Raw genomic sequence first — 13038 nt, forward strand, 5'->3', positions numbered from 1 at the left:
TTTGCCCCTAGGAACAACAATGAGCAAAAATAGCGATGTCATCCTTCAGCAACACGACGGTGCAGTCTGCTGGATCAGTCTCAATCGGCCCGAGCGGCTCAATACCGTGACGCCTGAGCTTTACGAAGCCCTTTATGAAAAAGTTGCGGCAGCGGCAGATGATCCAGATGTTCGCTGTGTCGTGCTGACCGGCGCGGGAAAGGCATTCTGTGCCGGACGCGATCTCAAACAGCCTCCTATGCCAGCAGCGGCCAGTAGTGGCGCATGGCTTGAACAACGTCAGGACTATTTGCGCCGTCACGTTCGTATAGCACACGCATTGCACGAGATGCCTAAGCCGACAATCGCAATGATCAACGGTGCATGTGCCGGCGCCGGCCTCAGTTTTGCGGGCGCTTGCGATCTGCGTATCGCCTCGACCGATGCGCTCATGACTTCAGCATTTCTCAAGGCTGGGCTTTCTGGAGATATGGGCGGGACGTGGTTCTGGACGCGCATTCTCGGGGCCGGAAAGGCGCGTCGCCTTTACTTGCTAAGCGAGCGATTCAATGCGCAAGAGGCCGAAGCGTTCGGGCTGGTGGACAAGGTCGTTCCGGCCGAGCAGCTTCGGGCGAAGGTCGCTGAAATTGCGAATGATCTTGTCGCCGCATCAACGCAGACACTCCGATATGCCAAGGCAGCACTTAATGCGGCAGAGGACGGCCATCTTGAGGCAATCCTTGAGTTTGAAGCAATGGCGATGGCGTTTTCGGGCATCGATGCGGCTGCCCGCGCAGGTGAAATCAGGCAAGGATTTGATCCGGCTGGTTAGATAAGCCGCGGGTCATCTCGTCAATCAGGATCCAATAGAATTTAGGATGTCGATGATGCGCCGGCTTCGCTTCCGACAATGACCGCCGGTTCATGATCGGCCAGGCTACGTGCAGCCAAGTAGAACCCCAGTGCAGCAACGAGATTGAACGACATGCTCCATGCGATGGCCGGGCCGAGTTCGCCTGTGGCGTCGCTGATGATCCCGGCAAGCAGCGGACCACCTCCAACTCCAATTAGATTGCAGGAAAGATGGTAGAGGCTCATGGAGGTCCCTCGCAATCGTGGAGGGGCGCCGGACATGAGAATTCCAGGTGCCTGACCCATCCAGCTGCCCAGCAATATGCTGAGGAACATGACCAGGGCAATTGCCGCGCGGGTATCGCCCACCGTTACCATTGCCCAGGCAGTGGGCACCGAAAGCGCGAGCAAAAGCGAGGGCGCTCGCCACAATTCGCGCGGTTGGTCGCGGGCCAGAAACCGGGTCAGCGGTCCCGAAACGAGTGAACCAAATCCTTTGCCGAGGCCTGCCGCGATGGCCACAGTAAGTCCCGCCATAGCTAGCGAAAGATCGTGTTGGCGGATCAGGAATGATGCCATCCACGTCCAGACTGCCGCTTGCGATATGGACGCTGCGGTTCCAGTGAGGGTGATCCACATGAGCGTGCGATTGGTACCAAGCTCGCGTACCGCTTCGGTTAGCTTCGCGGGCTTGCCACTCGGATTTCCCGTGCGGTTTGGCTCCCGTACGGTGAACAGCAATAGCAATCCAAAAATTATTCCGGGAATCCCTGCAATAAGGAATACGGTACGCCAACCGTAATGCTCTGCGACGTAGCCACCAATCAGAAATATCAGGCCAGTCCCGATTGCAGCTGCAGTATAATAGATTCCCATCGCTGTCGGCAATTCGCGGCGTGAGAAGACGTCAGAAATAATCGAGACGCTCCCTGGTGTCCCGCCTGCCTCGGCGGCACCGACACCAATTCGCATCAGGAGCAGCGCCAAATAGGTCCCCGCGAGCGCGCTCAATCCTGTTAGCGTGCTCCAGACGATAACGCATCCAGCGACCAGTCGTACCCGATTGCGACGATCAGCGAGAATTCCCATCGGCAGAATCATGATCGATAGGGCACCCGAATGTGCCAGACCCGCAAGCACGCCCATGGCTGTATCCGACAGTCCAAACTCGTGCTTTATTGGTTCGATGATGACCGACATCACCGTCCGGTCGAGATAATGTATTGAAAAAATGGAAGTCAAAATGAACAAAACATACCAGCGACCGCTGCGGCTCGGTTCCGGTTCAACCATGTCATTGCTCATTTTGGGTTCCCTGCGGTTTAAGTGTGATCTGACTGGGCTAATTCGGAGGCGTCGTGGTACGGATCAGGGAGGCTCTCTGTTCCCGTAGGTCGCCAGCCAGAAAGTCGACCAAATGCGAACGTTTCACATATATATGGGCGTCCGCTTCGGCGGTGAATCCAAATGCACCATGCACCTGGATGTTCTGCGCAGCGTTTTTTAGTGCCGCGTCGACCGCGACGATTTTTGCAGCGTGCGTCTGGTAAACGGCATCGCGTTCGCCTTTAGCCACGATGATCGAAGCAAAAGCGACCTGACACGACGCGACCTCGGCGGCGATCGCCATGTCGGCGCATTTGTGTTTGATCGCCTGAAACGAGCCGATCGGCTTGCCGAACTGCTCTCGAACCTTGGCATAATCGACCGCCATTGCCAGCGCTGCCTCCGCCATACCGACGGCATATGCGGCCAGCAGCAAGGTAGCGCGGGTATGCATCAGTTCGCTTGCAGCCGGGCTCCAAAACAGCGGTGCGACCCGGCTCAATGTTCCACGCTGCAGGATGGTGTTGCTATCCATAGACATCCGTCCGTCGACCTCGGTGAAGGCGGTGCGTTCGACCAGTCCGACTCCTTCGGGAAGAATCACTACAACATGGCGCGCATCCGCCGCATCGAGCAAATGGAATGGCCCAGAAATTTTGGTGCCCGATGTCGTCGGCCCACGCGGAGAAGCGATGCCAACAGGCTCGCCGCCGAGTATAGTGGTGAGCAGACTGGAATCTTGTCCGGCCACCAGATGCGAACCCAATGTAATACCCAGAATCCCGAAAGACACCAGAGCCCGCCCGAACTCGCGGAAGACAAGCGCTTCCTCAATCGCGGTGAGACCAATTCCTCCATGCTCCTCGGCAATCCCTAACCCCAGAAATCCGAGCTCCGCCAATTGGGGCCACAGCGCAGAATCCGGATTGCCCACCTGCCCATGGCGGTCGGGACGGAGCCGTTCAACTGGTGCTGCATTAAGCAACTTGCCACGCAGCGTATCAATAATCTGCTGCTGTTCTTCGGTCGGGAGAAGGTCCATAGGTCTCTCTTTAACGTGGGAGGCCGAGCACGCGCTCGCCAATGATGTTGCGCTGAATTTCCGACGTTCCAGCCGCGATCGTATTGCTGTATGAGCGCAGATAAGGCCTGATCCAGGGATCCACGTCGGGTAATTCTATGGAATCTGGGCCGATCACGTCGACCGCAATCCGACGGATGCGTTGCTGAAGCTGACTTACGAAGGCACGGGTGATCGACGCCTCGGAGCCCAGCATTCCGCGAGCAACTCGTGAGGCCGTGGTATAGGTCATCGCCCTGACAGCTTGGGTTTCGGCTCGCAATTGCGCCAGGCGAGCACCAATTTCGTCATATTCAAGCACGTGCTTGCCAAACCTTTCGCGTGCGATCTCGATCAGCTTCTCAAGGATTGCGCCATAGCGGATCTGTTCCGACATGCTCGCGGTACCGCGTTCGAACCCCAGCGTCGACATCGCCACGTTCCAGCCGTCGTTGACTTCGCCGACGACATTGCTGAGCGGAATGCGGACGTCTGTGTAGAACACCTGGTTGAAGTGATGGTGCCCCGGCGCGGTCATGATCAGGATCGGTCGCAGCTCGATGCCGGGAGAACGCATGTCGCAGATAACCCATGAAATGCCCTTGTGCTTGGGAGCCGCAGGGTCGGTCCGCACGAGCAGTTCCTGCCAGTCGGCCAGGTGCGCGCCGCTGGTCCAGATTTTAGAGCCATTGACGACGAGATGATCGCCGTCAATCTCCGCGCGGCATCGCAATCCTCCGAGGTCAGATCCGTTGTTGGGTTCGGAGAAGCCTTGGCACCAAGCCACTTCGCCGCGCAGGATACGCGAGAGATGATAGTCTTTTTGCGCTTGAGTTCCGCGCGCCATGATCGTCGGCGCTGCGTGATTGCACCCGACGAAAAGCAGTTCCGAGCTGGGTCCGCCTGCGCGTGCATATTCTTCATACCAGATAAGCTGCTCAGTCAGACTGAGGCCGCGCCCGCCATACTCGACCGGCCACGAGACACCGGCCCAGCCGCCATCGAACTGGCAGCGCTGCCATGCAAGATCGAATTCGCGCATCGCTTGGTCCTCGGGAGGGCGCTGGTCGCGTGGGACGTTGTCATTGAGCCAGTCACGTGCTTCAGCGCGAAAGAGCTCATCTTCTGGCGTAAAATCCAGATTCATCTGTTTGTGTCCTTGCTATTTGAACCGCCAACAATGTCGTGGGCCATTGCAATAAGTACAGCTAGCCAGCCAAATCCGGACTGTCCAGCATGTGGCTTATGCTGTTTTACCGTCCTCCTCGCGCGCGCTCACCTGAGCGCTGACAATTTCGGAAAAGGCCTTGCGACCGAACAGCATCGCAAAAACGGCAATCGCGCCTGCTACCGTGGTTGTCAGCGCGATCGAGTGCCCCAGATACTGTTTGTCGCCAAAAACAAAGTCGGTAACCGCGCCGACGATCAGCGGGGCAAGACCGATGCCAGCCAATCCGACCAGCATAATCTGGATCGCGGTTGTCCGACCGCGCAAATCATCAGGAATGGCGAGTTGAAGTGCAGCAATAAATGAACCCCAGCTGCTGATAAACACATAAGTCAGCATATACAGTATAATCGCCTGGGTTGCATCGGCGAAGACAAACGTGACAATCGACAACGGAATACCGACTGCGGTGGCAAAAATAAACACGCGGAAGATTGCGTCCTCGTAGCCCCGTTGATGGAAGTAGCTTGCGAGCGCGCCCCATAGGATGTTGCCGATTCCGCCTGCAGCTACACCCGCTCCTACGGAAAGACCGATCATTGTGTGGGACAGATCGAAGGCACGGCCAAAATAGGCTGGCGACCATGCTATAAGCGTGTAGGAAACGATCCCGAGCATCGCAATTGTAAGATAATAGCAGGAAAAGAAACGTTTGTGCTCGCGGAGATAGCCAAAAAGCGATGAACGGGCGTGGCCTGCCCGGGTTTTGCCGGGACGCATGCTACGTCCGCGGATTCCGAAGACCAAGAATGCTACCGCGATACCGGGTAGCCCGGTCAGGATGAATGCCGCCTGCCATGGTTTGGTCTGCCCGATGATCGGGAAATCAAATCCGCCCCCGGCGACAAGTGCTCCGATCGCCGCGCCGCCAAGAGTAAGCGCAAGCAGTCCGCCGATATTCGCTCCCGCATGGTAAATCCCAGACGCGAGCGACAAGCGATGACGCGGGAAAACCGTCGCAAGGATTGCGATTGCCGCCGGGGGCAGCGCGGCCTCGCCCAGCCCGACGAGAGCGCGCGATGCGAACAAGCCTTCGAAGCTGTTGGTCAGTCCGCCGGCCGCAGCTGCGAGTGACCACAGGATCACGCCAAAGAAGATAATCCAGCGCGCGGAATAGCGATCAACCGCCCAACCGGTGGCAAGCACTCCGACCGAATAAGTGAGCGAGAATGCAATGCCTGAAAGCACACCCATTCGCACGTCGGAAAGCCCCAGATCCTCTGCTATTAGGTCAAGCAGCAGCGCCAGCATCTGCTTGTCGAGATAGGAAAGCAGATAGAGCACCATCAGCAGTCCGAGCGCAATCCACGCGGCAACGGGGGGTGGCTCCAGCTTGGTTCGTGGTGCTGCGTTTGACATGCTTCGTACTCCCTCCTTATCCCATCCGGGACGGCGATATTCTCACCGGCATAGCGGAGTGCATATTGGTCGGCCAGCCCATTGGCGAACCTAGAAACTGAACCCGCAAGGGGACTTGCGGCGATTAGCGGGACGCTTTGACATGAATGGACCGATTACAGCGCAAGTCAGAAGTCCGTGCCCCCGTCGATATTGACAATTGCTCCGGTCATGTAGGCAGCGCGTTCCGAAAGCAGAAACGCCATCAGTTCACCGGCTTCGCTTGCCTCGCCCGGTCGTTCGAGCGCCACCGGCATCCCGAACACTTCCTTCATGACATAAGCTGCAGCGTATGGCTGGGAGATTGACTGCGCCGCCATAGCCTCCTTGATGCGCTCGTTGACTCGCACTGTCGCAAAGGCACCAGGACATACGCAGTTGGCGCGAATGCCGTCCGGACCGTATGTCTTGGCCAAATTCTTGGTGAAATTGATTATAGCCGCTTTCAATGATGCATAAGGAAAAAGGAACCCTTTGGCCGCGCGGGCCGAATAGGCGCCTGTCGTTACGATCTGCCCGCCACCGGCCTCAAGCATGGTCGGCAGCACCGCCCGTACCGCGCGAACAGTCCCCATCAGAACATCCTGAAAATTATGTTCCCAATCGGCGTCCGTGGTAGTCAGAGCGGTTCCATTATGGAATGTAAGCCCGCTGGTGACCAGTAGGCCACGAGGTGGTCCGAACCGATTGATTGAACGGGAGACTGCTTCTTCGATCTGATTGGGTTTCATTGCGTCGGCGACGATTCCGATGGCGTCGGCGCCAAACTCGTCGCTGATTTGGTGCGCGGCACCCTCAACCTGCGCTGCGGTGCGGCTGATCAGGGTCAGTCGTGCACCTTCGGCTGCTAGCACCCGAGCCGCTTCGTAACCCATGCCTCGTGAACCGCCGAGAAGCACATATGATTTGCCTTTAAACCCTAGGTCCATGCAAGCACCCATCATTGTTTCTAACGTCTGAAGTTGAGGCACTTGGTCCCGAAAACCCATTAGGGCTATTGTGTATTTGTCCTACCAGACATGCATCGACGCATTACCGGTGCGTCACGGCAAAAGGCTATACGCGCACTTTGATGACGTCACTACCGCTGCGGAAAGGATTGTGCACATGCTCAATGGCCACAAGATATTGCTGACCGGTCTCACGGGGCAGGTCGGGGGAACATTCGCCGACCAGCTGGCTCCGCGGAATGACGTTTATGGTCTGGCGCGATTCTCGCGGCCCGGCTCTCGCGAACATGCCGAGGCGCGGGGAATCAAGACCATAGTCGGTGATTTCGCGACCAATGAGCTCGATGGGGTTCCCGGTGATATCGACTATGTGATCCACCTTGCCGCCAACACAAAACCCGGCACAGCTGAAGTGGCGATGACCCAGAACGCTGAGGGGACAGGTTTTTTGATGCACAAATGCCGCGACGCCAAGGCATTTATATTTGTTTCTAACAATTCACTCTATGCCGAAAATTCCGACCCCATGCACAAATATGCTGAAACCGATCATGTCGGCGGCAATTCACCCCACTCGCCCAATTATGGACCCAGCAAGCTTGCCGGAGAAGGAGTCGTCAGGTTTCTGTGCCGACTTTACAATTTGCCTTCGCTAATAGCTCGGCTTAATGTTTCCTACGGGAGCGTCTACGACGATGGCGGCCTGCCCGGAAACCTGCTTGAGGCGCTGCTCAACGACCGACCGATCAAGCTTGCTAAGAGCCGGACGACGACGATGTCGCCGATCAATGAAGCCGATATGGTGCGACATCTCGAGCCGATGATACGTGCCTGTTCTGTGCCGGCGACAATTGTCAACTGGGGTGGAGACGAGGCAGTTTCGATCGAGGAGATGACACGATATATGGCCGAACTCATCGGCGTGAAGCCAAAATTCGACTTTACCGATGATGGTGTTGTACCGAACCGCATTACAGACACCACCGTCGGCAAGGCGATAGGGCTGAAGTGGCAGGTCAAATGGCGTGATGGGGTGCGTAATATGGTTGCCGCGCGTCACCCCGAACTGAAACTGGAGACAAATTGACGATGGTTTTGCACACAGCTGAAACGGACGCCAGCCATGCGGTTCTGGTCGAGCGCCGCGATCATGTAATGATTTTGACAATGAACCGGCCCGAAGCTCGGAATGCGTGTAACCAGGCCCTGTGGCTTGCTGGCGGCCGTGCACTTGAAGACGCCGAGAATGACCCGGAGATACGCGTCGTTATTGTGACAGGGGCAGGGGATCAGTCATTCAGCGCCGGGGCCGATCTGAAAGCCATCGCTCGCGGCGAGGCAATCGTACCCAACGATCCGGTCGAGGCTGGCTGGGGATTTGCCGGAATCGCCAGTCACGCGATCTCCAAGCCGATAATCGCTGCGGTCAACGGAACGGCGCTTGGCGGCGGAACCGAACTGGCGCTGGCGTGTGACCTGATTGTCGCGACAGAAGAAGCGGATTTCGGCTTGCCCGAAGTTAAGCGTGGACTGATTGCGGGGGCTGGCGGCGTGTTCCGTTTGCCACGCCAAATCCCGATCAAGTTGGCGATGGAAATCATCCTTACCGGAGAGCCGATTTCTGCCGCGCAAGCACATGCACTCGGTCTCGTCAACCATGTCGTTCCGCGCACCGAGCTGATGGAAACGGCCCTGACGTTAGCCGAACGTATCGCGGTCAATGCGCCGCTTTCGGTCCAGGCCTCCAAACGTATCGCGCTTGGAATCGAAAATGGGAATATCGCAGCCGAAGAGGAGCACTGGCAGCGCTCTCGCCGTGAAAGCCAAGGCGTGCGTCAGTCAGAAGATGCCCGCGAAGGCCCGAAGGCTTTTGCCGAGAAGCGCGCGCCGGTCTGGACGGCGCGCTAGACCCGATCGAACTTTATAAAGGATTGTTTTCATGCCTGAAGCTTACATCATCGATGCCGTTCGGACTCCTCGAGGGATCGGCAAGCCTGGAAAGGGCGCGCTCGCCCACCTGCACCCCCAGCATCTTGCGGCTACCGTGCTCGCGGCGATCAGGGACCGCAATGAACTCGAAACCGCTACGGTCGACGATATTGTCTGGTCTACTTCCAATCAGGAGGGCAATCAAGGCGGCGACCTTGGTCGTATGGCAGCGCTTTCGGCTGGGTATGATGTAAAGGCGAGCGGGACGACCCTTTCGCGCTTCTGCGGTGGAGGAATCACATCCGTTAGTTTCGCGGCTGCTTCGGTGATGAGTGGTATGGAAGATTGCATCATCGCAGGCGGAACCGAAATGATGAGCTATGTCGCTGCGAGCACTGCGGCTAAAACAAATGCCGGAATTCCATCGATGGGAATGGGATCTGGCCACGACGCTCTGGACGTGCTTCATCCGCAATCGAATCAGGGTGTATGCGGCGATGCAATCGCCGCGATAGAGGGTATTCCGCGAGAGGCGCTGGATGCCCTCGCGCTCGTCAGTCAGCAACGCGCCGATCGTGCGATCAAGGAAAATCGTTTTGCAAGGTCAGTGGTGCCTGTATTAAACCCTGACGGAACCGTGGCGCTCGACCGTGAAGAGTTTCCGCGTCCGGAAACCACTGCCGAAGGGCTGGCAGCCCTTAAACCCAGCTTTGAAGCGCTCGCGGATTTCGATCAGGGAAATGGACGGACGTTTCGTTCACAAATCCTTCGCCGCTATCCTGACCTCGAATTTCGGGGTGTTCACCATGCTGGCAATTCGTCTGGAGTCGTCGATGGCGCGGCGGCTGTGCTGGTTACTTCAGCGCGATATGCAGATGAACACGGATTGATACCTCGTGGGCGGATTGTTGCCTATGCCAATGTTGGAGACGATCCCACTCTGATGCTCAATGCTCCCGTGCCTGCAGCAATAAAAGTGCTAGCAAAAGCCGGGCTTGGCAAGGAAGATATTGATGTCTGGGAAATCAACGAAGCGTTCGCAGTCGTCACTGAAAAATTCATTCGTGATCTCGAACTCGACCGTGGAAAGGTCAATCCCAATGGTGGTTCGATGGCGCTAGGCCACCCGATCGGCGCAACTGGATCGATTCTGATTGGCACGGCGCTAGATGAGCTCGAGCGCACTGGCGGTAGATATGGACTTGTCACGATGTGCGCCGCTGGCGGCATGGCCCCGGCGATCATAATTGAGCGCATTGATGCAAGCTAATGTGAAAGAAAAGGGAGCAATAAGCATATGGATATGAATTTGGCAGGCGCGGCAGTAGTAACCGGGGGCGCATCAGGTTTGGGTCGAGCAAGCGCATTTGCATTGGCTGAAGCGGGATTGAAGGTCGCCATATTTGATCTCAATGTCGAAGCAGGCGAACAAGTCGCTCGAAAAATCGGCGGCGTCTTTTGTGCGGTCGATGTCACCGACGAGGCGAGTGTGATTGCTGGCCTCGCGAAGGCTCGTGAAGCGCAAGGCCAGGAACGGGTGCTTGTTCATTGTGCACAGGTAGCGCGGAGAGGAAAAACCGTCGGGCGCAACAGGGACACAGGCGAATTCACGCGAATGTCGACAGAAGATTACGAATTCGCTGCCCGAGGTATTCTTGTGGCCAGTTATCGCATTGCTTCGTTGTCGGCTCTGGGAATGGCCAGGCTCGAACCACTAGAAGATGGCGAGCGCGGCGTTATTACATTAACGTCAAGCGCGGCGGCTCAGGATGCACAAGTCGGTCAGGTCGCTTACGGTTCTTTGAAAGCTGGGGTTAACGGTTTAGTGCTGCCAATGGCGCGCGACCTGATGGATTTGGGTATTCGGGTCAACTCGGTAATGCCAGGTATATTCGCAACGCCACCGATGCTTAGTGTTCCGGCCAAGGTGCTTGATGTTCTCGCCGCCTCAGTACCCTTCCCCAAGCGCTTGGGCAAACCTGAAGAGTTCGCAAGTCTGGTCCTTGAACTGACCCGTAACAGCTATTTCAATGGTCAGAATATTCGGCTTGATGGCGCAATTCGGATGCCACCTAAATAAGGGCTTTGGGAACAATTGACGTCTCTTAAAAATTTTGACCCGTCTTTCACAGTGATCTTGACGTCTTTTTGTGGATGCCAGGATTTCGTCCTTGCGCCAGTCCGATCAACTCCAACCGACCTGTATAGTGTTGCAGCGGTGAAGGGATAGGTAGATTGGATCGCTGATGCTCATTGGAGGGTGTTGCCAAGCGTTAAAACCGTATCGCACTCCGCAATATCTCTAGACGGCCACCAGCCTCCAGCAATTTAATGGTCCGGTCTCGCCAGGCAGAGCGGCGCGTTTTCCCTGCTTCGTCGCGAAGCGGTTGCGCGCTTATTTCAATCGTACGCGGGTGTTTGTTTAGCGCGAGACGGGCTGCCAGAAAAGTCACTAGATCGTCTGGAATGGGTGGATCCATCCCCGGCACGAGTTCAAGAATGGCGTGAGGCGTTTGACCGAGATCGTCGTGTGGAAGGCCCACTACAACAGCCGTGGTGATCGCCGGATATGCCTCCAGCGCGGCTTCGATTTCTGCCGGCCACACATTGACCCCTCCACTGATGATCATGTCTGAACGGCGATCTGCCAGGTAGAGAAATCCGTCGGCGTCAAGCGATCCCATGTCTCCATAGGTTTCCCAACCGTCTATTGCCGCCGACTTGGATCCGACATATCGGTAGTTACTGGTTCGGTTGGGGGGTGACCGGAAATAAATTGCGCCGATCTCATTCGGTGGCAAAGGTTGTAGCGCATCATCTAGAATACAAATCGATTCAGGTACTTGCGGTTGGCCAACCGAACCGGGATGGTTGAGCCATTCTCGACCAGTGATCGTGCATGCGCCGACCGATTCAGTGCCCGCGTAAACTTCAAGTATACGATCGGGACCCAGCCAGTCGATCCAGTTGCGCTTGAGCCATGATGGGCATGGCGCAGCCATATGAACGACCGCCTCCAGAGAGGAAAGATCAAAGCTCGCGCGGACGGCTTCGGGCAAAGCCCAAATACGACTCATCATGGTTGGAACGAGATAGAGCCAGCGTACGCGATGTAATTCTACCAGTCGCAACGTTTCTGCTGGGTCAAAACGTTCCATTTCGATGATATGTCCGCCCCAAGCTATTACCCAATGACTGAAGCTAAACGGTGCATTGTGATGCACAGGGGCAGGGCTTAGCACCGTATCCCCGACTTCAATGCCCAACGACGTAACCTCAGGGTCAACCAAAGCCGGGCGCGTATCGACGATAAGCTTGGGCCGACCCGTGCTGCCGCCGCTGGTCATGACCTTCCAACTTTGTGCAGCGATTGCCGGGGCTTTGTGCATCGGAAGCATTTTCTCTTTTTCTGCGTCAACTGTGATGACAGGCCGGCCGGCGATCATTCCCGCCGATGATCCGATCACTAGCCGTGGTGCGGCAAGATTGACAAGAACGTCAAACTCTGCGGCGGGGAGCTTCGGAGAAAGAGGCGCTGGCGTAGCCCCCAGCATCCAGATTGCGAAACAGGTGATGTGAACCTCAGGCCCAGTCGGCAAAGTAACCGTCACGAAATCGCCGGCAACAACTCCCTCGCGAATTAGGCGGGTTGCACGGCGTTCGACCGCTTCAGCGAAGGCAAGTCGCGTCCAGAGGGTGTCGCCGAACGAAAGCACTGTTCGATCGGGTTCAGCCTCGGCAAGACGGCGCGGAAGGTCTCCGAGCGGGACGAGATTAGTCGCTGGACGATTAGAAAAGAGCGTGCGCGGCACAGTCACTGGGAATTTTCGCAGTCGATTATGGTCCGGAAGCTGGCCGAACGCACCTTTGGAGCCAGCGGGCGCAAACAATTGTTGCTAGTGCTCCACCACGCGAACGCTGTTAGAATAGCAATTAGCGCGATGATCATGAAAGTCGCTGGCGTTGTAGCCTCGACATAACATTTATAGATTAATAGGGTCTGCATACATGCCTCTGACTGGATCTTGGTCAGGGCTCTCTCCTAACCAACGCTTCATCTTTGTGTACCGCAACGGGTGAAATTGCGACCAATGCGTATTGCCGACTTTCGCGTTGACCATTTGCATGAATATACCATGTAATACCAAGCTGCGCTGAGGCTGACTCACTTTCGGGATTCCCAAACCGGTGAAAGTATGAATCTATGGCGTCCTTCATTTGGAGGACGTGACATCGGAACAGCGATTAGCTTGCGGGATGATTTTGACGGCACTGCCTTGAGGCAACTGGCGCGGAAGTCGAAAAGCGCGAACCAG

At 56.6% G+C, this 13038-nt stretch carries 11 protein-coding genes; 5 read left to right on the top strand and 6 right to left on the bottom strand.

Annotation, left to right across the window (positions count from 1 at the left end):
* Positions 1–19 precede the first annotated feature (19 nt).
* Positions 20–811, top strand: coding sequence for an enoyl-CoA hydratase/isomerase family protein (locus V7650_RS16185; protein WP_335657248.1), 792 nt, complete (start codon positions 20–22; stop codon positions 809–811).
* 41 nt (positions 812–852) lie between these two features.
* Here V7650_RS16185 and V7650_RS16190 read toward each other — a convergent pair whose 3' ends face one another.
* The 5 genes from V7650_RS16190 to V7650_RS16210 form a co-directional block, all read right to left on the bottom strand.
* A complete protein-coding gene (locus tag V7650_RS16190) occupies positions 853–2136 on the bottom strand; it encodes a spinster family MFS transporter (RefSeq protein ID WP_335657249.1) in 1284 nt (427 codons plus the stop codon).
* A gap of 37 nt (positions 2137–2173) precedes the next feature.
* On the bottom strand, positions 2174–3199 hold the full coding sequence (locus tag V7650_RS16195) for an acyl-CoA dehydrogenase family protein (protein WP_335657250.1): 1026 nt from the start codon (positions 3197–3199) through the stop codon (positions 2174–2176).
* 10 nt (positions 3200–3209) lie between these two features.
* Complete coding sequence (locus V7650_RS16200; protein WP_335657251.1) at positions 3210–4364, bottom strand: acyl-CoA dehydrogenase family protein; 1155 nt, start codon at positions 4362–4364, stop codon at positions 3210–3212.
* Positions 4365–4460: 96 nt separating this feature from the next.
* Entirely contained in the window at positions 4461–5732 is a 1272-nt protein-coding gene (locus V7650_RS16205) for an MFS transporter (protein WP_335657252.1), read from the bottom strand.
* Between the two features lie 239 nt (positions 5733–5971).
* On the bottom strand, positions 5972–6832 hold the full coding sequence (locus V7650_RS16210; protein ID WP_335657253.1) for an SDR family NAD(P)-dependent oxidoreductase: 861 nt from the start codon (positions 6830–6832) through the stop codon (positions 5972–5974).
* Positions 6833–6950: 118 nt separating this feature from the next.
* On the opposite strand from V7650_RS16210, the gene V7650_RS16215 reads away from it, so the two are divergent.
* Genes V7650_RS16215 through V7650_RS16230 form a run of 4 tightly spaced genes read left to right on the top strand, consistent with a single transcriptional unit; the run spans position 6951 to position 10802 of the window.
* On the top strand, positions 6951–7880 hold the full coding sequence (locus tag V7650_RS16215; RefSeq protein WP_335657254.1) for an NAD-dependent epimerase/dehydratase family protein: 930 nt from the start codon (positions 6951–6953) through the stop codon (positions 7878–7880).
* Between the two features lie 2 nt (positions 7881–7882).
* A complete protein-coding gene (locus V7650_RS16220) occupies positions 7883–8701 on the top strand; it encodes a crotonase/enoyl-CoA hydratase family protein (RefSeq protein ID WP_335657255.1) in 819 nt (272 codons plus the stop codon).
* A gap of 31 nt (positions 8702–8732) precedes the next feature.
* Positions 8733–9992 (top strand): acetyl-CoA C-acetyltransferase, encoded by a 1260-nt coding sequence (locus tag V7650_RS16225; RefSeq protein WP_335657256.1) that lies wholly within the window; start codon positions 8733–8735, stop codon positions 9990–9992.
* A gap of 27 nt (positions 9993–10019) precedes the next feature.
* Complete coding sequence (locus tag V7650_RS16230; RefSeq protein ID WP_335657257.1) at positions 10020–10802, top strand: SDR family oxidoreductase; 783 nt, start codon at positions 10020–10022, stop codon at positions 10800–10802.
* A gap of 193 nt (positions 10803–10995) precedes the next feature.
* Here the strand turns inward: V7650_RS16230 and V7650_RS16235 are convergent, their stop codons facing one another.
* Positions 10996–12612, bottom strand: coding sequence for an AMP-binding protein (locus tag V7650_RS16235; RefSeq protein ID WP_335657258.1), 1617 nt, complete (start codon positions 12610–12612; stop codon positions 10996–10998).
* Between the last annotated feature and the right edge of the window lie 426 nt (positions 12613–13038).

The sequence above is a fragment of the Parasphingorhabdus sp. genome, from assembly GCF_036964565.1.
Classification (GTDB): Bacteria; Pseudomonadota; Alphaproteobacteria; order Sphingomonadales; family Sphingomonadaceae; genus Parasphingorhabdus.